Annotated in this window: 24 protein-coding genes; 9 read left to right on the top strand and 15 right to left on the bottom strand. The window is 63.4% G+C overall.

All coding sequences use genetic code 11. The annotated features are described in order from the left end of the window. The first annotated feature begins 30 nt into the window (after nucleotides 1-30). The 9 genes from fdhD (at nucleotide 31) to GS_RS03960 (ending at nucleotide 8,322) form a co-directional block, all read left to right on the top strand. The gene (gene fdhD, locus GS_RS03915) at nucleotides 31-1,467 is read left to right on the top strand and encodes a formate dehydrogenase accessory sulfurtransferase FdhD (RefSeq protein WP_010941444.1); all 1,437 of its coding nucleotides are present in this window, start codon (nucleotides 31-33) and stop codon (nucleotides 1,465-1,467) included. A 26-nt stretch (nucleotides 1,468-1,493) separates the two neighbouring features. After that, nucleotides 1,494-1,673 carry a twin-arginine translocase TatA/TatE family subunit gene (locus tag GS_RS03920; RefSeq protein WP_010941445.1) on the top strand — a complete coding sequence of 60 codons (180 nt, stop codon included), beginning with the start codon at nucleotides 1,494-1,496 and terminating at the stop codon, nucleotides 1,671-1,673. A gap of 555 nt (nucleotides 1,674-2,228) precedes the next feature. Next, the gene (locus tag GS_RS03930) at nucleotides 2,229-3,332 is read left to right on the top strand and encodes a hydrogenase small subunit (protein ID WP_010941447.1); all 1,104 of its coding nucleotides are present in this window, start codon (nucleotides 2,229-2,231) and stop codon (nucleotides 3,330-3,332) included. After that, entirely contained in the window at nucleotides 3,316-4,233 is a 918-nt protein-coding gene (gene hybA, locus GS_RS03935) for a hydrogenase 2 operon protein HybA (protein WP_010941448.1), read from the top strand. Before GS_RS03930 ends, hybA begins: the two co-directional genes overlap by 17 nt. A 1-nt stretch (nucleotide 4,234) precedes the next feature. Further along, entirely contained in the window at nucleotides 4,235-5,563 is a 1,329-nt protein-coding gene (gene hybB, locus GS_RS03940) for a Ni/Fe-hydrogenase cytochrome b subunit (RefSeq protein ID WP_010941449.1), read from the top strand. Nucleotides 5,564-5,648: 85 nt separating this feature from the next. Continuing rightward, the gene (locus tag GS_RS03945) at nucleotides 5,649-7,331 is read left to right on the top strand and encodes a nickel-dependent hydrogenase large subunit (RefSeq protein ID WP_010941450.1); all 1,683 of its coding nucleotides are present in this window, start codon (nucleotides 5,649-5,651) and stop codon (nucleotides 7,329-7,331) included. A 44-nt stretch (nucleotides 7,332-7,375) separates the two neighbouring features. Further along, complete coding sequence (locus GS_RS03950) at nucleotides 7,376-7,858, top strand: HyaD/HybD family hydrogenase maturation endopeptidase (RefSeq protein WP_010941451.1); 483 nt, start codon at nucleotides 7,376-7,378, stop codon at nucleotides 7,856-7,858. 58 nt (nucleotides 7,859-7,916) lie between these two features. Next, on the top strand, nucleotides 7,917-8,090 hold the full coding sequence (locus GS_RS03955) for a twin-arginine translocase TatA/TatE family subunit (RefSeq protein ID WP_010941452.1): 174 nt from the start codon (nucleotides 7,917-7,919) through the stop codon (nucleotides 8,088-8,090). A 34-nt stretch (nucleotides 8,091-8,124) separates the two neighbouring features. Then, nucleotides 8,125-8,322, top strand: a complete 198-nt coding sequence (locus tag GS_RS03960; RefSeq protein ID WP_010941453.1) for a hypothetical protein — start codon at nucleotides 8,125-8,127, stop codon at nucleotides 8,320-8,322. A 181-nt stretch (nucleotides 8,323-8,503) separates the two neighbouring features. Here the strand turns inward: GS_RS03960 and GS_RS03965 are convergent, their stop codons facing one another. The 15 genes from GS_RS03965 to ppsA all read right to left on the bottom strand — a co-directional run bounded on the left by GS_RS03965 (nucleotide 8,504) and on the right by ppsA (nucleotide 23,499). Continuing rightward, entirely contained in the window at nucleotides 8,504-8,908 is a 405-nt protein-coding gene (locus GS_RS03965) for a response regulator (protein ID WP_232008971.1), read from the bottom strand. A 186-nt stretch (nucleotides 8,909-9,094) separates the two neighbouring features. Continuing rightward, complete coding sequence (locus GS_RS03970; protein WP_010941455.1) at nucleotides 9,095-10,015, bottom strand: DUF2860 domain-containing protein; 921 nt, start codon at nucleotides 10,013-10,015, stop codon at nucleotides 9,095-9,097. Between the two features lie 147 nt (nucleotides 10,016-10,162). Next, a complete protein-coding gene (locus tag GS_RS03975) occupies nucleotides 10,163-10,471 on the bottom strand; it encodes a YkgJ family cysteine cluster protein (protein ID WP_010941456.1) in 309 nt (102 codons plus the stop codon). Between the two features lie 129 nt (nucleotides 10,472-10,600). Beyond that, nucleotides 10,601-11,371 (bottom strand): NRDE family protein, encoded by a 771-nt coding sequence (locus tag GS_RS03980; protein WP_010941457.1) that lies wholly within the window; start codon nucleotides 11,369-11,371, stop codon nucleotides 10,601-10,603. A 53-nt stretch (nucleotides 11,372-11,424) separates the two neighbouring features. Next, on the bottom strand, nucleotides 11,425-11,979 hold the full coding sequence (locus GS_RS03985; protein WP_010941458.1) for a nitrous oxide reductase accessory protein NosL: 555 nt from the start codon (nucleotides 11,977-11,979) through the stop codon (nucleotides 11,425-11,427). Nucleotides 11,980-12,107: 128 nt separating this feature from the next. After that, nucleotides 12,108-13,790, bottom strand: a complete 1,683-nt coding sequence (locus tag GS_RS03990) for an FAD-dependent oxidoreductase (protein WP_010941459.1) — start codon at nucleotides 13,788-13,790, stop codon at nucleotides 12,108-12,110. Between the two features lie 62 nt (nucleotides 13,791-13,852). After that, nucleotides 13,853-14,161 carry a rhodanese-like domain-containing protein gene (locus tag GS_RS03995; RefSeq protein WP_010941460.1) on the bottom strand — a complete coding sequence of 103 codons (309 nt, stop codon included), beginning with the start codon at nucleotides 14,159-14,161 and terminating at the stop codon, nucleotides 13,853-13,855. 442 nt (nucleotides 14,162-14,603) lie between these two features. Continuing rightward, the gene (locus GS_RS04005; RefSeq protein WP_010941462.1) at nucleotides 14,604-15,077 is read right to left on the bottom strand and encodes an acyl-CoA thioesterase; all 474 of its coding nucleotides are present in this window, start codon (nucleotides 15,075-15,077) and stop codon (nucleotides 14,604-14,606) included. A gap of 15 nt (nucleotides 15,078-15,092) precedes the next feature. Then, entirely contained in the window at nucleotides 15,093-15,701 is a 609-nt protein-coding gene (locus tag GS_RS04010; RefSeq protein ID WP_010941463.1) for a MarC family protein, read from the bottom strand. 1 nt (nucleotide 15,702) lies between these two features. After that, nucleotides 15,703-16,476 carry an amino acid ABC transporter ATP-binding protein gene (locus GS_RS04015; protein ID WP_010941464.1) on the bottom strand — a complete coding sequence of 258 codons (774 nt, stop codon included), beginning with the start codon at nucleotides 16,474-16,476 and terminating at the stop codon, nucleotides 15,703-15,705. Further along, nucleotides 16,463-17,485, bottom strand: a complete 1,023-nt coding sequence (locus GS_RS04020; protein ID WP_010941465.1) for an amino acid ABC transporter permease — start codon at nucleotides 17,483-17,485, stop codon at nucleotides 16,463-16,465. The genes GS_RS04015 and GS_RS04020 overlap by 14 nt, the downstream gene beginning before the upstream one ends. A gap of 136 nt (nucleotides 17,486-17,621) precedes the next feature. Continuing rightward, on the bottom strand, nucleotides 17,622-18,413 hold the full coding sequence (locus GS_RS04025; protein ID WP_010941466.1) for an amino acid ABC transporter substrate-binding protein: 792 nt from the start codon (nucleotides 18,411-18,413) through the stop codon (nucleotides 17,622-17,624). 194 nt (nucleotides 18,414-18,607) lie between these two features. After that, on the bottom strand, nucleotides 18,608-20,035 hold the full coding sequence (locus GS_RS04030) for a DUF1302 family protein (RefSeq protein WP_235045022.1): 1,428 nt from the start codon (nucleotides 20,033-20,035) through the stop codon (nucleotides 18,608-18,610). Between the two features lie 327 nt (nucleotides 20,036-20,362). Further along, nucleotides 20,363-21,079 carry an SDR family oxidoreductase gene (locus GS_RS04035; RefSeq protein ID WP_010941468.1) on the bottom strand — a complete coding sequence of 239 codons (717 nt, stop codon included), beginning with the start codon at nucleotides 21,077-21,079 and terminating at the stop codon, nucleotides 20,363-20,365. Between the two features lie 2 nt (nucleotides 21,080-21,081). Then, the gene (ppsA, locus tag GS_RS04040; RefSeq protein WP_010941469.1) at nucleotides 21,082-23,499 is read right to left on the bottom strand and encodes a phosphoenolpyruvate synthase; all 2,418 of its coding nucleotides are present in this window, start codon (nucleotides 23,497-23,499) and stop codon (nucleotides 21,082-21,084) included. Nucleotides 23,500-23,516 lie beyond the last annotated feature (17 nt).

Here is a 23,516-nt window from a genome sequence, read left to right on the forward strand (position 1 = left end):
CATGGATTGCCCCTGCAACCACGAGACCCCATGAAAACCATCCACATCTACACTAACGGCCGACTCGAAGAAAAGCGGGGCGATATCGTGCGGGAGTTTCCCCTGGTGCTCCAGGTGAACGGCCGGGAGATCGCCACCCTCATCGCATCTCCCCACGACCTCCGCTTCCTGGTGGCCGGGTTCCTGCGCAACCAGGGCTTTGTCGAGTCGGCGGCGGATTTCCACATGCTGGCCGTCTGCGACGAGTTCGGCATCGCCAATGTCCGGATCAGGCAGGAACTGCCCGAGCGGCTCAAGCCGGTCCTCACCAGTGGCTGCGGCACCGGCATCACCTTCACCCTGGAGACGGGGGGGCGGGAAGCGGCCGTGGCGCCGTCGCCCGCCGTGGCACCGGAGGCGGTCTTCCGGCTCATGGAGGAACTGGCGCGGCAGGCCGACAACTACCGGAACCACGGGGGCATCCACTCGGCCGCCGTGGGGGACGGGGAGGGGAACCTCCTCCTCTTTGCCGAGGACATCGGCCGGCACAACACCCTCGACCGGATTGCCGGCGAGGCCCTGCTCAAGGGGATCGATCTGGCCGGCCGCATCCTGGTGACCTCGGGGCGCGTCTCCACGGAGATGGCCTCCAAGTGCGCCCGGCTCGGCATTGCCCTGGTGGCATCCCGCACTTCGGCCACCGATATGGCGGCGACTCTCTGCCACGAGGCGGGGATCTGCCTTCTGGGCTACGTGCGCGGCGGCAAGTTCACGGTCTATACCCACAGCGACCGGCTGCTGGTGCCGGAGCAGGCTGCGGCATCCCTGCCCGGGCCGGTGCCGCGGGGCCGAATTCCCGGCGTCACCGGCGTCATCCTGGCCGGCGGCCAGTCCAGCCGCATGGGGAGCAACAAAGCCCTCCTCCCCTATCGGGGCGGCCGTTTCATCGAGTCGATCCACCGCCAGCTCTCCGAGTATTTCGACGAGGTCATCGTCGTCACCAACACGCCGGAGCAGTACGAATTCCTCCCTTGTCGGAAGGTGACCGACATCCACGAGGGAATGGGCGCCCTGGCCGGCATCCACGCCGGTCTCCACCATAGTTCCAATCCGGCGGCCTTTGTGGTGGCCTGCGACATGCCCTATCTCAACGGCGACCTGATCCGCCACCTGGCCTCTATGGCCGATCCCGGCGGGGTCCTGATCCCCGAGAGTCCCACGGGCCTGGAACCGCTCCACGCCGTGTACGGCAAGGGGTGCCTCGCCGCGATCGAGGCGACGCTCCTCTCGGGCCAGCGACGGATCGTCTCGTTTTTCGGCAGGACCAATGTCAATCGCGTCAATGTGGCCCAGATTGCCGCGTTCGACCCCGAGTTCAATTCGTTCCGCAACATCAACACACCGACCGACTACTACCGCCTGAGAGAGATCGAGCGCGGCGAGGCCCTGCCCGCCCCGGCCGACGAGCGGGCCGGGGCGTCGGCGTAACGCTGTAATAAAAAGGAGACAGAACCATGTTCGGATTCGGCATGCCCGAAATGATCATTATCCTCGTCATCGCCCTGGTGGTATTCGGCCCGGGGAAACTTCCCCAGCTGGGTCAGTCCCTGGGCGCGAGCATCAGGAATTTCAAGAAGGCGTCTCTGGAAGAGCCCGAAAAGATTACTGTAAAGGAAAAGGACGAGCACGCCTGACCCGCTGACCGCGCGCTTTCCTCGCACATCTACCCGCCTCCGGCAACGGAGGCGGGTTTTTTTGTGCCCGGTGCGGCGGAATGACTCGAAATTCGTGGATATTAGTTGTTTTGTTATGGTTTTGTAATCTTGGGACAGGAGGGATGATGCATGTGGCGGAAAATAAAAAGCACAAATAAATCAAGCTGTTTACGCTGTGTTGCGTGGTTGGTTGAGGCGATGATGCATACGTGTAAAAAAGTAATCGCCATAATGACACAGGGGTTGCTTTTTTTGAGACAAAAGTATACAGTTCAAATAGACAAAACGATGCAATGCGAGGAAAAGGTATACATAATCCACTGAAGGCGTGATTTCGGACAGTTGGCATTGTTTTTAGTAATATTGATATGTTATGCGTATTTTAGCGGTAATGTCGCCTTGTTTCATTTTTGGCACATATGTTGATGTTTACATTTTATGTAGAAAAAAGATGTGCTATTTTTAATCTTGTACTGCAGGGCTAAAGTGATTTCGGGCTACTGACAATCACGCATCATACCGACAGGGGGATTTATGGGAAAGGAAGCTGTGCTTCGCGGCGGCGTGTCGCGAAGGGATTTCATGAAGACCTGTGTTGCAGCCACCGCTATCATGGGGCTGCCCTACAGCATGCACACAAAGGTGGCCGAAGCTGCCCAGAAGGCCGGCCGGCCGCCGGTGATCTGGCTTCACTTCCAGGAGTGCACCGGCTGTTCAGAGTCGCTTCTCCGTTCGGGGCACCCGGATGTTTCCGAACTGATACTTGACATGATTTCGCTGGACTACCATGAAACCCTCATGGTCGGCTCGGGGCATCAGGCGGAGCAGTCGCTCCACGACTCCATGAAGGCGAACCACGGCAAGTACATCCTGGTCGTGGAGGGTGGCATCCCCACCAAGGACAACGGCATCTACTGCAAGGTGGGCGGCAAGACCGCCGTGGATTCCCTGACCACCGCCGCCGAAGGGGCTGCCGCCATCATCACCATCGGCACCTGCGCCTCATACGGCGGCATCCAGTCGGCTCCTCCCAACCCTACGGGCGCCGTGGGGGTCCGCGACCTGATCAAGAACAAGCCGATCGTCAACATTCCCGGCTGTCCGCCCAACCCCTACAACTTCCTCTCCACGGTCCTCTACTACCTGACGTTCAACAAGCTCCCCGAGCTCGACGCACTGGGCCGTCCCAAGTTTGCCTACGGCCGGAAGATTCACGAGCACTGCGAGCGCCGTCCCCACTTCGACGCGGGCCGCTTCGCCACCGCCTACGGCGACAAGACCCATGCCGAGGGGTACTGCCTCTACAAGCTGGGCTGCAAGGGGCCGGCGACATTCGCCAACTGCTCCGTCACCCGTTTCAACGACGTGGGGGTATGGCCCGTTTCCGTCGGCCACCCGTGCATTGGTTGCACCGAGCCGGATATCCTCTTCAAGAAGCCCATCGCCGAGAAGCTCCAGATCCACCTGCCCACGCCGCCCGACACCTATGCTCCGGCCGAACTGGGGCAGAAGGGTCCCGGCGTGAGCCCGGCGGCCACCGGTCTCGTTGGCCTGGCCGGCGGCGTAGCCCTGGGTGCCGGCGCCATGCTGGCCAAGAAGCTGCCCAGCGGGGAGGAAGGTCATGAAAAGCACGACTAGACGCGATTTCCTCAAGATGATGGGGATGACCGGCGCCGCCTGCCTGGCGTGCGCCGCGCCCCTGTCGGCCTCCACGGGCCCGGCCGGCGAGAGCGAAACCGCCATCGCCATGCTTTACGACGCCACCAAGTGCGTGGGGTGCAAGGCGTGCATGGCAGCCTGCAAGCGGGTCAACATGGAGCAGAACAATCTCTCCTACGAGTACCTGCCCACCGACGGGGACAAACTCTGGGACGCCCCCAAGGACCTGTCCGGCGACACCCGCACGGTCATCAAGCTCTACAAGGAGTCCGACACCCGCTTCTCCTACGTGAAGCACTCCTGTATGCACTGCACGAAGCCCGGCTGCGTGTCCGCCTGCCCGGTCAAGGCCATGACCAAGGACCCGGTCACCGGCGTGGTGGCCTACAACAAGAACGCCTGCATCGGCTGCCGCTACTGCCAGGTGGCCTGTCCCTACAACATCCCCCGCTTCCAGTGGGACAAGGCGCTGCCCCAGATCGTCAAGTGCGATTTCTGCAAGGACACGAACCTGAAGGCCAAGGGGATGCCCGCCTGCAGCGAGACCTGCCCCGCCGGCGCCATTGCCTTCGGCAAGCGCACGGATCTTCTGGCCGAGGCCCACAACCGGATCAAGGAGAACCCGGACCGCTACATTCCAAAGGTCTACGGCGAGAAGGAAGTTGGCGGCGCCAACCACCTGTATCTGGCCGCCTTCCCGTTCCAGAAGCTGGGCCTGCCCGAACTGAAGGAGGAGTCGCCCGCCGCCTTCTCCGAGCATATCCAGCACACCATCTACAAGGGGTTCATCGCCCCGGTTGCCCTCTACGGGACCCTGGCGGCCATTGCCCTCAGGAACAAGAAGAAGCAGGAAGATCTCGGACACGGGGAGGACGATTAAGATGGGATCGCATCACGATGAATATCAGGTTCAGCCCGGCAAGATCTTAACCCGGCCCTTCTTCATCCTCCTGTTCTTCGTCCTGGTAGGGCTGGCGCTCATCGCCTACCGGTTCTTCGCCGGCGTAGGCGCGGTTACCGGGCTGTCCGACGGCTACCCCTGGGGAATCTGGATCGCCTACGACGTGGCCACCGGCACCGCCTTCGCCTGCGGCGGCTACGCACTGGCGCTGCTCATCTACATCATGAACCGGTGGAAGTACCATCCGCTCATCCGCTCGGCCATCCTGACCAGCGTGTTCGGCTACTGCCTGGCCGGCTTTTCGGTCATGGTCGACCTGGGCCGCTACTGGAACGCCTACGGCTTCTTCATGCCCAGCCGCTGGCAGGGCAACTCGGTCATGTTCGAGGTCGCTCTCTGCGTCATGTCGTACTCCACGGTCCTGATCATCGAGTTCCTCCCGGCGGTGCTCTACACCCTGGAGCACAGCAAGTGGAAGTGGGTGCGCGAATCGTCCCACTGGCTCTATGCGCGCCTGATCCCCGACACCGACGCGCTCCGCAACGGCCTGACCAACGTGAGCAAGGCGGCGGGGCATCTCCAGGTACGGCTCGACAAGGTCCTCATCTTCTTCATCGTCCTGGGGATCACGCTGCCGTCCATGCACCAGTCGTCGCTCGGCTCCATGATGATCATTGCCGGCGAGAAGCTGAGCCCTCTGTGGCAGACCGGCTTCCTGCCGCTGCTCTTCCTGATCAACTGCATCTTCATCGGCTACTCCACGGTCATGTTCGAGTCGATCCTCTCCTCCTTCGGCTTCAAGCGGGCCTATGAGGTGCACGAACTGTCCGGCATCGCCCGGATCGTGCCGTGGGTGGCAGGGCTCTGGATGGCGATCCGCTTCGGCGACCTGATCTGGCGCAACCAGATCCCCACCATCCTGACGTTTGACAAGAACGCTCTGTTCTTCCTCCTGGAGGTGCTCCTGATCGGTGGCGGCGCTTTCATGATGCTGTCGCGCAAGAACCGGCTCTCTCCGCGGCTCCTGTTCCTGAGCGGTGCCCTGCTGATGCTCGGCGGCGGGCTCTACCGATTCAACGTCTACCTGATCGGCTTCAATCCGGGCGAGGGGTGGAGCTACTTCCCCTCGGTGGCGGAATTCCTCATCACCGTGGGCATCATCGCCATCGAGATCCTCGGCTACCTGACCCTGGTGAAGATTTTCCCGGTCATGCCGAATCCGAAGAAGCACTTCGCCGAAGAGGGCGAAGAGATGGTGGAGGAAACTGCCGGCCAGGTCGCTCCCGGCGGCGTGTACGCAGGAAAATAATGGGCGGTGGCCGGCGCCCGGGGAGCATCCCCGGCCGCCGGCCGACCCGCGGTCGAACGCATACAATTCATCTCTGGAGGAATACATGTCTAAACGTATCACCATAGACCCCATCACCCGGATCGAGGGTCACCTGAGAATCGATGTGGAAGTGAATGGCGGCCAGGTTGCCAAGGCCTGGTCCTCGGCCCAGATGTGGCGGGGCATCGAGACCATCCTCAAGGGGCGCGATCCCCAGGACGCCTGGTCCTACGCCCAGCGTTTCTGCGGCGTCTGCACTACGGTGCACGCCATCTCGTCCATCCGTTCCGTGGAGAACGCCCTGAACGTGGAAGTTCCCCTCAACGCCCAGTACATCCGCAATATCATGATCGCCCAGCACTCGGTGCAGGATCACATCGTCCACTTCTACCACCTGTCCGCCCTGGACTGGGTCGACATCGTGTCCGCCCTGAAGGCCGACCCGAAGAAGGCCTCCTCCATCGCCCAGAGCCTGTCCGACTGGCCCGGCAACAGCGAGAAGGAGTTCAAGGCGGTCCAGGACAAGCTCAAGGCGTTCGTGGCCAGCGGCCAGCTCGGCATCTTCGCCTCCGGCTACTGGGGCCATCCGGCCATGAAGCTGCCGCCCGAGGTGAACCTGATCGCCGTGGCCCACTACCTCAAGGCTCTCGACTACCAGCGCCGGGCTTCACAGGCTGTGGCCATTCTCGGCGGCAAGAACCCCCACGTTCAGAACCTGGTGGTGGGCGGGGTAGCCACCGCTGTGAACATGGAGAACATCGCCACCCTCAACATGGAGCGGATCGCCTTCCTCCGCACCCTTATGGAAGAGACCCGCGAGTTCGTCCAGAAGGTCTACTACCCGGACCTGGTGGCCATCGCTTCCTTCTACAAGGAATGGTTCAAGTACGGCGCCGGCGTCACCAACTACCTGGCGGTCCCCGAGTTCGCCGAAGACACCCGCAACACCAAGTTCGGCCTCCCCGGCGGCACCATCTACGGCGGCGATCTGGGTACCTTCAAGGCGATCACCACCCACCAGGATGCGGCGCTCATTCAGGGGGTCACCGAAGGGGTGGCTCACGCCTGGTACGAAGGCTCCGATTCGCTCCACCCCTGGGAAGGGGAGACCAAGCCCCAGTACACCGACTTCCAGGAGAACGGCAAGTACACCTGGTGCAAGTCGCCGCGCTACAACGGCAAGCCCATGCAGGTTGGACCGCCCGCCCAGGTCATGGCCGCCTACGCCACCGGCCATCCCAAGGTCAAGAAGCTGGTGGACGACGCCGCAGCCAAGCTCGGCATCGGTCCCAAGGAGCTCCACTCCACCATGGGCCGGCTCTTCTGCCGGGGCGTGCGCGCCCACGTCATGGCCGACTACTCCCTGGAGTACCTGGACAAGCTCGTGGCCAACATCGGTAAGGGTGACTCCACCTACGCCAACCACACGGAAATCCCCGACGGCGAGTACAAGGGGGTCGGCTTCCACGAGGCGCCCCGTGGTGCCCTGTCCCACTGGATAGTCATCGAGAAGAAGAAGATCAAGAACTACCAGGCCGTGGTTCCGTCCACCTGGAACGCCTCGCCGCGGGACGAGAACGGCGTTGCCGGTCCCTACGAAGCCTGCCTCGTGGGCAACCCCGTGGCTCAGCCGGACAAGCCGCTGGAAGTGCTGCGCACCATCCACTCCTTCGACCCCTGCATTGCGTGCGCCGTCCACACCATCGACCCGGCCGGCAAGGAGATCACCAAGGTCAAGGTCCTGTAACGGAAACCCGGGGGGGGCTTCAGCCCCCCTCTATGGAGTAGCGAATGAGAACCCTAATCTTCGGCGCCGGCAACCTGATCCTCACCGACGAGGGCTTCGGCGTCCACTGCATCAACCACCTGGAAGAGAACTACGTATTCCCGCCCGAGGTGGAGCTGTACGACGGCGGCACCCTCGGGATCATGGTCACCCACAAGATCGAGGAGGCCGACCGGGTCATCCTGGTGGATACGGTGGAGACCGCCGGCAATCCGGGCGAGGTCTTCCGCTTCGAAAAGGAAGACATCATGCTCAACCGCCTGCCGGTCAAGCTGTCGCCGCACCAGATCGGCATCCAGGAGATGCTCTTCATCAGCGAGATGCGCGGGGCCTGCCCGGACCGGATCAGTCTGCTGGGGGTCATCCCCTCTTCCCTGGACCCGGGGAGCGATCTCTCGCCGGTCCTGAGCGAGTGTCTGCCCCGTGTGGCGGGACTTATCGTCGACGAACTGCGCTCCCTCGGACACGAGGTACACGCACGGAACTGAGCCGCCCCGCAGGGGCTCAGCATTACGCCGGACCCGGAGCCGGCGGGAGGAACGCACCATGTTTGGATTCGGAATGCCTGAAATGATCATTATCCTCGTCATCGCCCTGGTGGTGGTGGGGCCGTCCAAGCTGCCCCAGCTGGGGCAGGCCCTTGGCAGCAGCATCAAGAGTTTCAAGAAGGGGATGAACGAAGACGAAGTGAAGGTCATCAACAAGACCAACGAGGCCTGATCGACGGGTAGGTCATGGAAGCGGGAGGTGTGTCATGCTGACGGTCATCATTGGTGCAGTGGCGTTGTTCGCGGCGGGAGTGCTCTTTTCACTGCCCGAGGTTCACCACGTCTACGGGTTCGGCGGGATCGCCCTCGGCGCATTGCTCGCCTGCACCACGCTTCTGGCCGAAACCCGGGCCCTCTCCGACTTCTGGTCCCGGTTCAGGCCCAGGGGGGGCGGCGAGGTCTGAGTAGCGCACGGGGCGAAGGCGGCACGACTGTGTTCGGCCCAGCTCCCTGAAGCCGCAAAGTAGTGAAATCGGCCGGGCGAAACGGCAACCTGCCGCATGCGACGTCGTCCGCCCGTTGATGTCATAACAAAAGAGAGGGGCCGCGAGGCTCCTCTCTTTTGTTATGGTCCTGCCCGTTGTGCTAGTGTTCCGCCGTCGTCGTCCTGATAACGCCGAGCACCGCCTCGCGGGTGAAGGGCTTGGGCAGGAAATCGCTGGCCCCGCCGTCAAAGGCCGCGCGGACCACCTCGTCGCAGGCGTAGGCGGTCATCATCACCACGGGGAGGGCAGGGCGCAGTTCCTTCACCCGATGCAGAATCTCCAACCCGTCGGCATCAGGGAGCCGCATGTCCTGCAACAGCAGACTCGCGTCTCCGGGGTCTCCCCCCTCGATCCTCGCCAGCAGGCTCGTTCCGTTGCCGAAGGTTTCAACCCTCAGCCCCGCCGCCTCGATCATCTTTTTGAGGTAACGCAGCATCCCTTCTTCATCGTCACAGATCAGCACGGAACCACCGAACATGACGTCCTCCATGACTTGTGTGATCATTTCTGCTCTGTATTGGGACAAAATGTCGCACCCCGTTCAGGAAACCAATGGTTCGACTGTGGTTAAGCTCAATAATCACGCGCTTTTGGCGTATATCCCCTGAGGGCTTTGAGAATCGATTTCTGGTGATGGAGATTCATCAACAAAAATAATGCCAGTTGCAGGCGTAGATCGAAACCGGCTGTGTCAGAACGAATAACCGATGGTGCCGAACGCCAGGGTCGACCGGGTGCCGAAGAAGTCGATGTTGGCCAGGGTCTGCTCCCAGATCACGCCCAACGTGGCCGACACATTGCGCAGGCCCGCCACGTTGGAGGCCGATGCGGTCGCACCGGCTCCGTAGCCCCATTCCGTCCGGGTCTGGTCGTAGATAGGGTGGACGGCATCATATCCGGCGTAGCTGCCCGACACCCGTCCCGAAAGGGAAAGGTCGCCCTTGCGCCAGCCAACGGACAGGCGCGCCTCGCCGCTGTGGTAACGATTGCTTTCACCGTCCGCCGCGCCGCGCTCGTAGGAAACCGACGGCGTTACCGTGATCTCTCGCGATGCCTCGATCTTGCCCGACAGGGTCAGACGGTGGGTGGAGCCGTCCCTTTCCAGGTCAGGGCTCAGATCTCCGATCAGATCCCGGTCCACATCATTAAGCGTTGCCCGGTAGGTGATCCCGAGCCGGGCCGGGCCCATATCCTCAATACCGAGCCTTACGCCGTAGATCCGGTTGTCCGTGTCCTCCCGGTCCGTCACGTAGGGGTTCTCCCAGACGCGCCCCGCGAACTGGTAGAACAGCGCTCCGGTCGCCGTGCCGAAGCCGAGCGTGCGCTTGAGCCCCAGGGCTACGCTCCCTACCTCGTCGGGTGGTGTGGAGAGAAAGAACTCGTTGGCGCTCCCTTCGGCCCGGTACCTGAGGTCGACGAGGGCAATGGGATAGAGGTGGGTTACGGTCTTCGGCTTCGCGTGGATGCTGTCGATGTGGTTTTTCCCCCGGCCCCAGAGGTTGTCGGCCTTGGCCACCGCCAGCACTCCCCCGTCCACCCGCCCCGTAAAACCGGCCCCCCACGCCGGCAGCGCCACAACAGCGCAAAAGAGAAACGCTAGCACTATCCTCATTCAACCCCCCTTTGGCCTATCGGGCACTCACTTCTTGCCTGAGACAGTGTAGCAGACCTCCGCGGGCGAGCAATGGGGGCAGATGTATACGTCCGGAGTGCGAGAGCCACCTCCGTACGTTTGAAAAATGTTACAGATCGGTTGGTTTCAGCATTCCTCGCAGATGAAGCGGCGGCAGACATCGGGCCGGTCCGGATAAATGGCGCAGCGGCCGTCCGCGAGGAACTCGCAGCCGTTCTCAATGAGCAACAGGTGTCGGCCCGTGAGGGAGAAGTGGAGACGGGTGGCCCCGAGGGCGTGGAGCCGTTCATACTCGGGCCAGGAGATAGGTACGCTGGGAAAGGCGCGGCAGCAGGCGCCATCGCAGGTCTTGCAGGGCAGGGGGTCACTGGCGGGCCGGTCCAGCAGGAGGCCGTGCCGTTTGATCTTTGAGGGGACAAGCCGTGGGAATTTCATGGGTTTCCCTCCCGCTTCGCCGGATGTCTGTCGACCCTCTGAGTGGGCCGGGCAGGAGTGACCGATGTCCGGTGACCGGCAATTGGAACACAGTGTAGCAAAAGCCGGTTGTCCTTCAAGGCGGTTGCGTCAGGTGATGACCTCGAACCGATACTCCACGGTGCGCGGATGGTCGGCAGCGCCGTTGTAGCTCCGCTCCACGAAGGTGCACTGCCCGCTGCGATCCACGAGGATCACCGTGGACGAGCGGGTGCCGTAGGTGGGGCTGGTGATGAAGAGGGGAGAGAGGAGGCGCTCCCAATCGAGGCTGACCCCCGTGTCGGGCAGCAGATGGTCGGGCGCTGGGGTACGGTTGGCCAGGATGGCGAAGAGGTCGTCCACGGCCGGTTCGTCCGCTGTTGCCAGGAGGCGCGCCAAGGCATCCCTGCCCCGCGCCACCTTGGGCCAGGGGGTGTCGAGCAGGTGGTTGGAAAGGCCGTGGATTCCAGGCGACAGGGGTGATGCGGCCGCGCCCCGGTTCGAATGGTAGTGGAGCCCGTTGCCGTCGCCGAAGATCAGGTTGAAGCCGTTGTAGTCGTGCCCGTTCCGCTGCAGGTGCTCCAGCCACCGGGACGGTGCCTCGTCTCCGCCCAGGAAGCCGGCCACCAGCTCACCCCGTGAGCGCGCGCCCACCCGATGGGCTCCGGGATCGCGGTAGTTGGTGACCGCGGCGATCCTGCCGTCTCGCGTTACCCCGCACCAGGTGCCGCCGGCCGTCAGGTCCCGCCCGGCCAGGACCTGAGGGGCATCGTCCCAGAAGGCGGCCGGTGCCGTGGGGCGGGCGTAGAACTCGTCCCGGTTGGCGGCCAGCACCAGGCGGTAGCGCGGATGGGCATCGAGGGCGAAGAGGATCAGGCACATGGGCGGTTCCTTGCGCGCGGGTCTGCGGCGTGTGGTGCCGGTTGCGGCCGCTGCTATTTCATGTCGCTTCCCTTTGCGTGCCCCTCCCTTTTCATCTTCATCTGTTTGCGCTTGTCGCGAATCATCTTGGTGTCGGAATACATATCCTCATAGGCGGACTTGATGGCCTCGTCAAAGGAGGCCGGCCTGCCGCCGTTTTCCTTGATGAACGCTTCCGCCGCATCCTTGGCGGCAAAGGCCCACTTGGCATTTCTGGTCATTACCCCCTGTTTGCTGCCGCCGATAACCCAATAGGCCTTTTCGGCATCGATGAGTTGCTTGGTGGAGTAGTCGGCCACCATTATGGACTTCGGGGCCTTGTCGATGTTGTTTGCCAGGTCGACTGCGACGCAATGCAGGCTGCAGGTGGCTACGGTGGTGCCGTCCTCGAACTCGATCAGCATGCGGCTGTGTGCGAACTTCTCCCGATCCATGCCGCAGTACTGGCACGATTTGTGGGCCGAAACGTCCTTCCCGTGGCTCGATGCGGCGCCAACCCCGGCCGTGAAAACAACGATGGTCATGGTCAGCGACAGGGCCAGACAGAACAGCTTACGGAATTGCCTCATGCACATCCCTCCTCGTGTGATATTTCGGCGCACTCATTACGCCGCCTGCGATGGTTGTGGCACCCCCCGCCGGGGCTCGTTGCGATGAGTCCCGAAAATGAACATGCAGGGGCCGCCCTGGTGCCCCACTATTTGTCAGAAGTCCTGAGGGCGAACGGCCAGGCCAGAATCCCGCCGTCCATGAATTTTGCATTCCTGAAGCCTGCCGCGTCGAGGATCTTCTGGGCCTCATAGCCGCGAAGGCTGATCTTGCAAAAGGCGATGATCTCCTTGTCCCTGGGCAGTTCCTCAAGCTTCTCCCGCAGCATCCCGAGCGGGATCAGCTTGGCGCCTTCGATCCCCACTGCGTTGTGCTCTGCCGGCGAACGGACATCGAGCAGGATGAAGTCATCACCCTCATCGAACTTGCGTTTCACCTCCCGGGGCGTGATGCCGCGGGCATGGCCGGCCAGCTTGTTTTTCAGGATGTCGGCGGCAACGATCAGATTGTCCATCGCGGCGGAGTAGGGCGGCGCATAGGCGAGATCGAGCTGCGCCACCTGCTCGGCGGTTGCGCCGAACGTGATGGCAGTGGCGGCGGCGTCGAGCCGCTTGTCGACGGCGCCTTCGCCCACGGCTTGCAGGCCGAGAATCCGGCCGGTGCCCCGTTCGGCAACCAGCTTGAGAATGATGGGCTTGGCCCCGGGGAAGAAGTGAGCCTTGTCGTGGGACGGCGACAGGACAGTCTCCACCTCGAACCCGTGCGCCTTGGCCTCTGCCTCGGTGAGACCCGTTTTGCCGGCATTGACAGCGAATACCCGCAGAATGCTGGTGCCGATGACCCCGGCAAAGGTTGCCTCGCCGCCGGCGGCATTGATCCCGGCAACCCGGCCCTGCTTGTTGGCGGTGCTCCCCAGGGGGATGAACACCTTTTTGCCGGTAATGAGATGCGTGGTTTCGCAGCAGTCGCCGCAGGCGTAGATGTCGGGATCGGTGGTGCATTGGCGCGTATCGACCGCAATGGCTCCGGTGGGCCCTATCTCCAGTCCGGCGCCGCGGGCCAGCTCGACATTGGGGGCAACGCCGGGAGCAAGGACCACCAGATCGGCCGGGATCCGCACGTCCCCTATTTGTACCGCCTCGACGGCGGCATCACCGACGAGGCCGGTCACCGCGCTGCCGGTCATGACGGTGACGCCCTGCTGCCTGAGTTGCTTTTCCACCAGTGCCGCCATCTCCCAGTCCAGTACGCCGGGCAGCATCTGGTCCCGCATTTCGACGACCGCTACCTGCAACCCCTTGTGACGCAGCGCTTCAGCCGTTTCCAGCCCGATCAGTCCGCCGCCGACGATACAGGCCCGGGTGCCGGGAACAGCCAGACTCTTAAGCAGTTCGGCATCCTCGATGCTCTTGACGGTGAGAACATTGGCCAGATTGACGTTGCTGATCTGCGGGATGAACGGGGTGCTGCCGGTGGCCAGAACCAGGCGGTCATAAGGGAGCTTCGTTTCCCGGGATGTCTGGCAATCACGCATGCATACGGTTTTTGCTGCGCGATCGATCGCAATGACCTCGGTAGCGGTCTTGACGGTCACGCCCTTGACCTTCCTGAAGAACTGATGGTCGCGAACGACGCCGACGGGCGTGCTCATCAGCTCCTTCACGTCTTCAACGGTATCAGAAACGAAATAGGGAATACCGCAGGCACCGTAGGAAATGAAGGTGCCCCGGTCAATCAGGGTTATTTCGGCTGTCGGGTTGATCCGCTTCGCTTTCGAGGCCGCCTTGGCGCCGGCGGCGTTTGCGCCGATCACCACAATGCTCATCTTCATGCACGTATCTCCGGTTCAAGATAGTAGTGTCCGGCACGTCGCCGGTGCTGCCGGTGCTGCCATCACTTTTCCAGGGGATGGCCGGCCTGCCGCCAGGCGGACATGTGCCCGTCCAGCAACTCCACATTCCGGTAGCCGTATAACCCGAGCAGCCCCTTGGCCATCTGGGCGCGCGGTCCGTGTTCGCAGGTGACCACCAGCTCCGCACTCTTGTCGGCGGGGAGACGGGCGAGCATCAGGAGGATTTTCCAGGCCGGGGCATGGACCGCGCCGGGGACGTGACCGGCCTTGAACTCAAAGCCGGTCCGGACATCGATAACCGTCGGCGGGTTGTTCGCTTTCCTGCGTTTCAGCAATTCATTGGACCGCATCTCGTTTCCTCATATTTCGGGCGGGAAATCGATTTCGTAGTATCGGCACAGGTTGAGTATAAAGACGGCGGGCCGGCAGTGCAAGCGGCGAGGCATGCAAACAGACCAAATATCTCGAATGGCCTGCGCGCGGACCCGCCCGCGGCCATCAGGGGCAACCCGATAAGGCCGTGGTTGTTTGGTGTACTGCAGCGAGGTTGGGGGGAAATGGTGATACATGCCTCGGAACGCGCGACGCGACATGGCCGCGTTCTCCAGCACGTCATTGCGCGAGACGCTGAAGGCGAGATGGTTTTCCGGGTGATCAGGCCGGCAACTCTTTGCGGACCTGGTGCTGCTTGTCCATTCGGGACGCCCCTGTCGGGCGCTGCCACGCACCGGCCGTCGTGTCATTGGGGGAAGGCTAAGGGGGGCACACGTTTTTCCCCTTACCTCTGCCCCACTACCTTTGCTCTGATGTGCGTACGCGCTGGGCCCGCCGTTCCCGGGCCGCCTCGCAGAGGCGCCGCTCCTCCTCGGTGCGGGGCTCCCAGCGGGGGACTTCCGTGGGCTTGCCCTCCTTGTCCAGGGCGACCATGGTGAAGAATCCCGTGGCCGCCACGGCGCTCTCGCCCGTGAGGACATTCTCGGTTTCAACCACCACGTCCACATCGATGGATGTCCGGCCGGTGCAGACCACCCGGGCCTCCACCTTGACCACCTCCGCCAGCCGTACCGGCCGCAGCAAAGAGATATGCTCGGCCCCGGCCGTGACCACTTCGCGCCGGGTGTAGCGCCAGGCGGCTATGGCGGCGGCCTTGTCCATGAGCCCCATGATCACCCCGCCGAAGATGGAGCCCGCCGGGTTGGTGTCCTGGGGGAGCAGGGTTTCGATCAGGGTCCATTCCCGATGGTGCGTTTCCGTTGCGTGTGTCATGTGTACCTCGCGTGGTCAGTGGATGGCGAGAAAGCTCTTGATGCCCGTGAAGACGATCTGGGCCGCCAGCGCGGCGAGCATGAGCCCGGTCAGCTTGCTCAGGATGGTGATTCCCCGCTTGCCGATCACGTGCTCGATGGAGGCGGCGGAGCCCAGCAGTGCCCCGATGCAGAGGACTGCCGCGGCCAGGGCCGCGCAGCCGATCACGGTCTGCCAGGCCCCCTGGAGTTCGGCCCCCATGACCAGGAGCGCACCGGTGGTGGCGGGGCCCACGGTGACGGGGATCGCCAGCGGCACCACGGAGATGTCGCCCTGCCGGTCGCTGGGGGAGACGGCGGCATCACCCTGGACCATCTGCACCGCGGAGAGGAAGAGGAGGGCGCCGGCGCCGATCCGGAACGAGTCGATAGTGATGCCGAACAGGGAGAAGAGGTGGTTGCCGAAGAAGAAGAGGGTGAAGCAGGCGACCAGCACCGCCACGGTCACCTTGAGGGCGAGCCGCCGTCGGTCCCGGGGTGCGATCTCCTGGGTCATGGAGAGGAAGACCGACATCACGAAGAACGGGGTCAGGAGAAAGAAGAACTTGAGCCAGATAGCGACGAAGAAGTTGGCGTAGATGCTCATGTCACAGAATCCGGTTCAGGAACGACTGGATCCGCTCGTTGTTCATCCCTTCGGCAAAGAATTCCTGGGGGGTCCCCTCGGCCAGGAAGTTCCCCTTTTCCATGAAGATCACCCGGTCGGCCAGTTCCCGGGCAAAGCCCATATGATGGGTGACGATGATCATGGTCATCCCCTCGTCGGCCAGGGCGTGGATGGTGTCGAAGACCTCCCCGACCAGCTCCGGGTCCAGGGCCGAGGTGGGCTCGTCGAAGAGCATGAGCTTCGGCCGCATGGCAATGGCCCGGGCAATGGCCACCCGCTGCTTCTGGCCGCCGGAGAGGGTGGCGGGGTAGACGTCCTTCTTGTCGGTGAGCCCCACTTTGGCCAGCATGGCCAGGGCGATTTCCCGGGACTCGGCGGCGCTCTTCTTCTGCACGGTGAGGGGGCCTTCCATCACGTTGCCGAGGACCGTCATGTGGGGAAAGAGGTGGAAGTGCTGGAAGACCATCCCGATCTCGGCCCGCAGGGCGCAGATCACCGGTTGCTTGTCCAGATGGAGCTTGCCGTGGCGCCGGACGTAGCCAACCTCGTTTCCCTCGAAGCGGATGGTCCCCTCGTCGATCTCCTCCAGGAAGTTGATGGAGCGGAGCAGCGTCGACTTGCCCGACCCGGACGGGCCGATGATCACGAGCTTTTCCCCCGGATGGACCGCCAGGTTGACGCCGTTCACCGCCGTGAGGCTCTTGAAGCGCTTGGTGATGTTCTCCAGTTGGATGAGGGGCTTAACGTCGCTCATAGATCCCTGCCCGGTGCTCGATCTTTTCGAAGAGGAAGGTGAAGAAGGTCGTGAAGATCAGGTAGATGACGGCGGCCAGGACGAGGGCCGTCACGTTGAAGTAGGTGTTGAACATCTGGTCCGCGGCCCGCATCAGCTCTACCATGGCAATGGTGGAAACCAGGGCCGTGTCCTTGATCAGGGCGATGAACTCGTTGCCGATGGGGGGCATGAGCCGCTTGTAGGTCTGGGGGATGACGACCCGGCGCATGGTTTGGCCATAGGTCATGCCCAGGGCCTTGGCTGCCTCGGTCTGGCCGTGGTCGATGCTCTGAATGGCTCCCCGGATGATCTCGCCAAGGTAGGCCGAGTAGTTGAGCCCCAGGCCGATGACCGCGGCGGTGATGGGTTTGAGGGTGATGCCGAGGGAGGGGAGGCCGTAGTAGATGAAGAAGAGCTGAAGCAGGAGGGGGGTGCCCCGGAAGAGCCAGATGACGAACCAGCAGAGGGCCGACAGGGGCCTGAAGGTGCTGATCCGCCCCAAGGCGATGAGGAGCCCGCCGATGGGAGAGATGAACATGGTGCAGAGCACCAGCAGGAGCGTCATCACCGCACCCTTGAGAAGCACCGGCAGGAACTTCAGGCAGTCCTGAAGGAACGTGACGTAGCCGGGCTTCTTCTCCCGCTCCACCGAGGCCGTGAAGTTTTTCGCCTCACTGTTGTCGGGGTAGAGGGAAAGCACCTCCCGGGCCGCGGCCAGGGCCTCGTCCATCTCCTTGGCCGCGAAGTGGAGCTTGGCGATCTGCATCCGACTCCGGACAAAGGCATCACCTTCTTCGCCCGCCCGGGGCGCCGGGACCTTTTTCAGTACCTCCATGGCGGCGGGGAGATCTCCTGCCCCCATGAGGTCATTGGCCTCGCGGAAGAGGGCGTCGTAATCGGCTTCGGACGCCAACGCCGTTGCAGTGGTGATCCACAAAAAAAGCAGGGCCGTAGCGACCCTGCCGAGAGTGTATGGTTTAAGGTTCATAGAAAAGCTCATTTGAGAAGCGTGGATCTTTCGCAAAGGTCAAGGCGGGCAAGGATTTGAGCGGAGGCGTACTTCTGTACGCCGCACAATCAAATCCGAAGCCCAATGCCGAGATTGCGGAAAAGCTGCGCTTTGCTTACCACTTCTTGGGGTTGGTGATGTCTTCTGCAAACCACTTGCGGGAGATCTTCGCCAGGGAGCCGTCCTTCACCATCTTGTCCAGGGTCTTCTGCACCTTCTCACGCAGTTCCTTGTCTTCCTTGCGGAAGGCGACGCCGAAGGGCTCCTTGCTGATGAAGCCGGGGACCACCTTGAACTGGCCCGGACGCTTGGCGATGAAGTCGCGGCCGGTCACGTTGTCGATCACCACCACGTCGATGCGGCCCGCTTCAAGATCCAGCAGCGCCTTGGGGTTGTCCTCGTACTCCTTGAGCTCGGCCGGAGCGGTGGGGAGCTTCTTCACGGCGTTGAGGGCCGAGGAGCCCTTCTGGGCGCCTATTTTCACGTTCTTCAGGTCGGCGATCTTCTTGAAGCGCTTCTCGGAGAACTTCACCACGGCGATCTGGCCGTCCATGATGTAGGGCTTGGTGAAGGCTACCTGCTTGGCCCGCTCATCGGTGATAGTCATGCCGTTCCAGATGGCATCGAATTTTTTGGAGTTGAGGGAGTGGATGACCCCGTCCCAGGCGGTGGGCTGCCACTCGATCTTGATGCCCAGGCGCTTGCCCACTTCTTCGGCGGCGTCGATGTCGAAGCCGATCAGCTTGCCGCTGGCATCGCGGTATCCCATGGGGGGGAAGGCGTCATCGAGGCCGATGACAAGTTTCCCGGCGGATTTGACCCGGTTCCAGGAACCGTCGGCCGCGAAGGCGGTTGCGGCAAAAGCAACGAGCAGGGCAGAGACCATCAGCAATACGAGTTTTTTCACGTTCGGCACCTCTCCTTAAAATGAATTTAACTGCATGGAACAACAATTTGCCAACACCGAACGCGAATTATTGCAGAAAGGTGACAGTGCGTCAAGTAATGAGAAGCCTGCCGATGCATCGTGGAAATCGGGCCGGCTCGTCCCGGTGCAACTGCCCCGTTGCGGCGGGAAGCCCCATTCTTCTTTGCCCCTGCTCAAAAACGATAGGTCGCCCAGGTGCCGACGTAATCCACATCCTTTCCCGGTCCGCTCTCCCGGATGAACGGACCGGCAAAGAAGCGGGAGTAGTTGGCCGTCAGCAGCAGGTGCCGGTCGACCTGCCAGTCGACTTGGCATTGGAGCTGGCTCCCCACGGAGCGCGAACCGCCGGTGGTGCCGGAGCGGACAACGCTCAGGCTGTTGGCGTAGATGCCGTCATGCCTGCTGTGGCGCCAGATGACGTCCCAGTCGAGCCGCATCGACAGGTTTCGGGCCGGCTTCACCGTAATCTCGGGGTGGAGATTCATCAGGTTGGCGGGTCCCATGAGTCCGGCCTCGCTGAAATAGTTGCCCTTGGGATAGAACGGGTTGAACGTGCCGAGAGTGCGGTCCGTGGGGTCGCTGTCGCCGCTGGCGATGTTCGCCCTGAGGCCGAGCCTCGGCTGCCACGGCGCGTTCCTCAGGGTGTAGCCGGTGTCCGATGCCGCGGTCCATGCCCGGATGCGGCCGTTGCCGAAACTGCCCCACTGGAAGACGAATTCGGCATTGTAGTCCCACGCCCCGGCCGCGCCCCAGATCCGCGTGCCGCCGGCATGGCGCGTTTCGCGGGCGCGGCCCTGGTCGAAGCGTGCGCCCCTGCGGTACAGCCCCAGGTAGTAAAGGTCGATGGAGCCGCCGGGTAGCACGGGCAGCGGGGCTACGCCATAGGCTCCCCAGAATGCCTGGGCATCGTCGCTCCGGTTGTCGAATACATGGGGCTTTGTTTCCACCGGCCGGGTGGCGAACGCATCAAGCCTCATGCCGGCCACCCGGCCGATGATTCGGACCCCGTCGAAGCTGCGGCGGTTGTTGGGGCTTTCGCGCACCGATACGAGGCGTGACGAGCCGAAGGTCAGCTCCTGCCGCCCCACCCGGACCGTGAGGGGGCGGGTGTCTCCCACTGCCGGTGTTGCGTCGACGAAAAGCTGGTGGAGGTCGAGCTGGTCCTCGTCGGTGGGGCGCGGTCCGCCGCTCCGCCCTTCCTCGAGACTGCTCTGGAGTTGGGCGAACAGCCGCGCCGCATCGGTCAGCCGAAGGTCGGCATGGACCAGGTAGCGCTGGAGCAGGTAGCCGTCATTGTCCTGGGGGCCGCGCCCCCAGTTGGCATTGTTGAAGTACTCGTACCTGAGCCGGGCATCGCCCCCAAGGGAGAGGTACGCGTCGCCCGATGACGTCAGTGGCAGGTACTTGACCGGGTCCCAGAGGTCGTCGCGGCGGGAGGGGGCGCGCAGATACGACCAGTCCTCGTCGAACCGGCACAGCTGATACCGCCGTCCTTTCCCGTCACCGCCATTCTCTCCTGCCGCCGCGGCCGCGGCAACCGGCGCCATTGCCAAGGCGAGCGCCGCGGCATGGAACATCAGGGTACGACCGGATCTCGGCATCTTCACGCTCACTGCTCCGTCAGCCTCCTCTGTAGTCCCCGGCCGAATGATCCGCTTCGCGGGCGCGCACCCGGGCGCGGCACGAAGGCGCACAGCCGTTGCGACGAGATGGGATATCGGAATGTTCGATCTGGGTGGGCGAGGCCGGGGTGTGGCACACGCCATGTCGGAAGGTGGAATGCGGGCGCTCCGAGAGGTGCCTGCTTCCCGGTCCTCTGGTTTAAGCGACAATGCAATGATCTTGCCGGTGGGAGTGTCGGATGGAGCCGCCAGGGGGGGCCGGCGGTCCCGGCGCCGCTGGGGCTGTCCGCGACCGCCGGCTGTCTGCTAGACCAGCCGGTGTCCTCCGTCCACGTACACCACTGATCCGGTGACATAACCGTTCTTCATAAGCGAGATCACTGCAGCGGCCACGTCTTCGGGCCTGCCGATCCGCCGGGCCGGGAGCCGGGCGGCGAGGGCATCGAACATTCTCTTCCGTTCGGCGGGGCTCATGCCGGCATAGGCGGGAGTATCCACGATCCCCGGCGAGACGGCGTTCACCCGCAGGGGCGCCAGTTCCACGGCCAGGCTCCGGCAGAGGGCCTCCACGGCGCCGTTCACTGCGGCGTACGCCGAAAGGCCGTCCACGGGCTTGGCCGCGGCCACGCCGGAAAAGAAGGTGATCGAGCCCCCCTCCCTGATCCGCTGGGCCCCGTAGCGGGCCGCAAAGTACTGACCCCAGAACTTGCTGTCGAAGATCTGGCGGAACGACGGGGTTTCCAGCTCCAGGAACGATCCCGCCACGCCGGTGGCCGCGGTTACGACCAAGTGGTCCAGTTCGCCGGTTTCGACGAAAAACGCCTGCACGGCCTGTTCCTGCGTCACGTCAAGGGAGCGGGTCTCAACCGGCTGGCGAATCTCGTCCGCGGCCTGCCGGAGCTTCTCCTCCGACCGGCCGGCAATCACCACCCGGGCCCCCTCGTCCGCGGCCATCTTCGCCACGGCGAGCCCCATGCCGGAACTGCCGCCGATCACTACTACCTTTGCATCGTTGAGCGACATGTCTAACTCCTCTTGTTCCCCTGCTGCGCCAGCTGCTCCTCCATTTCCAGGACCCTCATCGTGATCTTGAGGATCGAATCGGGGTTGAGCGAAATGGAGTCGATTCCCTGCTCCACGAGAAAGGCCGCGAACTCGGGGTAGTCACTGGGGGCCTGGCCGCAGATGCCGCTGTGGCGTCCGTTGCGGCGCGCCCCCTCCACGACCCGGCCGATGAGTTCCATGACCCCCGGGTCCCGCTCGTCAAAGACGTGGGCCACCAGGGCCGAGTCCCGGTCCACGCCGAGGGTGAGCTGGGTCAGGTCGTTGGAGCCGATGGAAAAACCGTCGAAAAGCCGCGAGAACTCGTCGATCATGATGACGTTGTTGGGGATCTCGCACATGACGTAGACTTCCAGGCCGTTTTCGCCCCGGACGAGGCCGTTTGCCGCCATTTCGGCCAGTACCTTCTCCGCCTCCACGATGCGTCGGCAGAAGGGGATCATGGGGATTACGTTCACGAGTCCCATCTCGTCCCGGACCCGCTTCAGGGCCCGGCACTCCAGGGCGAATCCTTCCCGGTAGCGCTCGTCGTAGTAGCGCGACGCCCCCCGGAAGCCGATCATGGGGTTCTCCTCGTCGGGCTCGAAGGCCCGGCCCCCCAGGAGCGAGGCGTACTCGTTGGTCTTGAAGTCGCTCATGCGGACAATGACCGGTTTGGGATGGAAGGCGGCGGCAATGGTGCCGATCCCCTCGGCAAGCTTTTCCACAAAGTAGGCGGGCGGGTCGGCATAGCCGGCGGTGAGGCGCGCGATCTCGCGCCGCGATGCCTCGTCCTCCACCCGGAGGGGGTGAACCAGGGCCATGGGATGGATCTTGATGTGGTTGGTGATGATGAACTCCATCCGGGCGAGCCCCACCCCGTCGTTGGGAATCCGGCAGAGGGAGAAGGCTTCCTCCGGATTGCCCAGGTTCATCATGATCCTGGTGTGGGGGCGCCGCATGCCGGCCAGGTCAACCCGCTCCACCCGGAAGGGGAGTTCGCCGCTGTAGATTCTGCCGACTTCCCCTTCGGCGCAGCTCACCGTTATCTCCCGGTTGCTGGCGATCCGCTCGGTCCCGTCGCCGGTGCCGACCACCGACGGGATGCCCAGCTCGCGACTGACGATGGCGGCGTGGCAGGTGCGCCCCCCCTTGTTGGTGACGATGGCCGCGGCGGTCTTCATGACCGGCTCCCAGTCGGGGGTGGTGGTATCGGCCACCAGGACCTCGCCGGGGCTGAAGTCGCCCAGCTTGTGGATGTCGGTGATGACCCGGGCCGGGCCGGCGGCGATCTTTCCGCCCACGCTGGTACCGGTGGCCAGCACCTCTCCCTTCTGCTCCAGGATGTAGGTCTCCAGGAAGTCGAGCCGCTTGCGGGATTCCACCGTCTCGGGCCGGGCCTGGACGATGAAGAGCCGGCCCGACTCCCCGTCCTTGGCCCATTCGATGTCCATGGGCATCTCGCGGCCGGCCCGCTTCTCATAGTGCGACTCGATCATGAGGGCCTGGCGGGCCAACTCCAGCACCTCGTCGTCGCTGAGGCAGAAGCGGCGCCGCTCCTCCCGGGGCACCTCCACGTTCTTGGTCAGGTGCTTGGAGGTGCCGGTGCCGTAGATCATCCGGATTTTCTTCTCCCCCAGCCGCCGCCGGACGATGGGGCGGAATCCCTGCCGGAGCGCGGGCTTGAAAACCGTGAACTCGTCCGGGTTCACGGCCCCCTGGACCACGTTCTCGCCCAGCCCCCAGGCGCCGGTGATCAAAACCGTGTCCCGGAAGCCGGTCTCGGTGTCTAGGGTGAAGATGACCCCGCTGGAGGCGAGATCCGACCGGACCATCTTCATGACGCCCACGGAGAGCCCCACCTTGAAGTGGTCGAACCCCTGGTCGATGCGGTATGAAATGGCACGGTCGGTGAAGAGGGAGGCGAAGCAGCGGCGGCAGGCGTCCAGGAGCTGCGCCTCGCCCCGGACGTTCAGGTAGGTCTCCTGCTGCCCCGCGAAGGAGGCGGTGGGGAGATCTTCTGCCGTGGCCGAGCTGCGGACCGCCACGTCGCAGTTATCGCCATACTCGGCGCAGAGCCCCCGGTAGGCCTCCCTGATCTCTTCCGCCAATTCCCCCGGGAGGGGGGCGCCGTACACCAGCTCCCGCAGCCGGCGCCCCCGGAGCGCCAAGTCATCCACGTCCTCCTTGACCAGTTCCGCCAGGGCCTGTTTCATTTCTTCCAGGATACCCGCCGACCGGATCAGGTGCCAGTAGGCCTCCGCCGTGATTGCGAAGCCGTTGGGAATCCGCACCCCCAGAGGCCTGAGCTCCCCGAACATTTCGCCGAGGGAGGCGTTCTTGCCCCCGACCAGGGGGACGTCATCAATGGTTATTTCCGAGAACCAGCGAATCCAGGACATGGAAGAACCTCCCTGTG

The sequence above is a fragment of the Geobacter sulfurreducens PCA genome (assembly GCF_000007985.2).
Classification (GTDB): domain Bacteria; phylum Desulfobacterota; class Desulfuromonadia; order Geobacterales; family Geobacteraceae; genus Geobacter; species Geobacter sulfurreducens.

Bases quoted from the DNA above. Each gene is read 5' to 3' on its own strand.
- fdhD (WP_010941444.1), top strand. From the start codon at position 31: ATGAAAACCATCCACATCTACACTAACGGCCGACTCGAAGAAAAGCGG.
- GS_RS03920 (WP_010941445.1), top strand. From the start codon at position 1,494: ATGTTCGGATTCGGCATGCCCGAAATGATCATTATCCTCGTCATCGCC.
- GS_RS03930 (WP_010941447.1), top strand. From the start codon at position 2,229: ATGGGAAAGGAAGCTGTGCTTCGCGGCGGCGTGTCGCGAAGGGATTTC.
- hybA (WP_010941448.1), top strand. From the start codon at position 3,316: ATGAAAAGCACGACTAGACGCGATTTCCTCAAGATGATGGGGATGACC.
- hybB (WP_010941449.1), top strand. From the start codon at position 4,235: ATGGGATCGCATCACGATGAATATCAGGTTCAGCCCGGCAAGATCTTA.
- GS_RS03945 (WP_010941450.1), top strand. From the start codon at position 5,649: ATGTCTAAACGTATCACCATAGACCCCATCACCCGGATCGAGGGTCAC.
- GS_RS03950 (WP_010941451.1), top strand. From the start codon at position 7,376: ATGAGAACCCTAATCTTCGGCGCCGGCAACCTGATCCTCACCGACGAG.
- GS_RS03955 (WP_010941452.1), top strand. From the start codon at position 7,917: ATGTTTGGATTCGGAATGCCTGAAATGATCATTATCCTCGTCATCGCC.
- GS_RS03960 (WP_010941453.1), top strand. From the start codon at position 8,125: ATGCTGACGGTCATCATTGGTGCAGTGGCGTTGTTCGCGGCGGGAGTG.
- GS_RS03965 (WP_232008971.1), bottom strand. From the start codon at position 8,908: ATGATCACACAAGTCATGGAGGACGTCATGTTCGGTGGTTCCGTGCTG.
- GS_RS03970 (WP_010941455.1), bottom strand. From the start codon at position 10,015: ATGAGGATAGTGCTAGCGTTTCTCTTTTGCGCTGTTGTGGCGCTGCCG.
- GS_RS03975 (WP_010941456.1), bottom strand. From the start codon at position 10,471: ATGAAATTCCCACGGCTTGTCCCCTCAAAGATCAAACGGCACGGCCTC.
- GS_RS03980 (WP_010941457.1), bottom strand. From the start codon at position 11,371: ATGTGCCTGATCCTCTTCGCCCTCGATGCCCATCCGCGCTACCGCCTG.
- GS_RS03985 (WP_010941458.1), bottom strand. From the start codon at position 11,979: ATGAGGCAATTCCGTAAGCTGTTCTGTCTGGCCCTGTCGCTGACCATG.
- GS_RS03990 (WP_010941459.1), bottom strand. From the start codon at position 13,790: ATGAAGATGAGCATTGTGGTGATCGGCGCAAACGCCGCCGGCGCCAAG.
- GS_RS03995 (WP_010941460.1), bottom strand. From the start codon at position 14,161: ATGCGGTCCAATGAATTGCTGAAACGCAGGAAAGCGAACAACCCGCCG.
- GS_RS04005 (WP_010941462.1), bottom strand. From the start codon at position 15,077: ATGACACACGCAACGGAAACGCACCATCGGGAATGGACCCTGATCGAA.
- GS_RS04010 (WP_010941463.1), bottom strand. From the start codon at position 15,701: ATGAGCATCTACGCCAACTTCTTCGTCGCTATCTGGCTCAAGTTCTTC.
- GS_RS04015 (WP_010941464.1), bottom strand. From the start codon at position 16,476: ATGAGCGACGTTAAGCCCCTCATCCAACTGGAGAACATCACCAAGCGC.
- GS_RS04020 (WP_010941465.1), bottom strand. From the start codon at position 17,485: ATGAACCTTAAACCATACACTCTCGGCAGGGTCGCTACGGCCCTGCTT.
- GS_RS04030 (WP_235045022.1), bottom strand. From the start codon at position 20,035: ATGCCGAGATCCGGTCGTACCCTGATGTTCCATGCCGCGGCGCTCGCC.
- GS_RS04035 (WP_010941468.1), bottom strand. From the start codon at position 21,079: ATGTCGCTCAACGATGCAAAGGTAGTAGTGATCGGCGGCAGTTCCGGC.
- ppsA (WP_010941469.1), bottom strand. From the start codon at position 23,499: ATGTCCTGGATTCGCTGGTTCTCGGAAATAACCATTGATGACGTCCCC.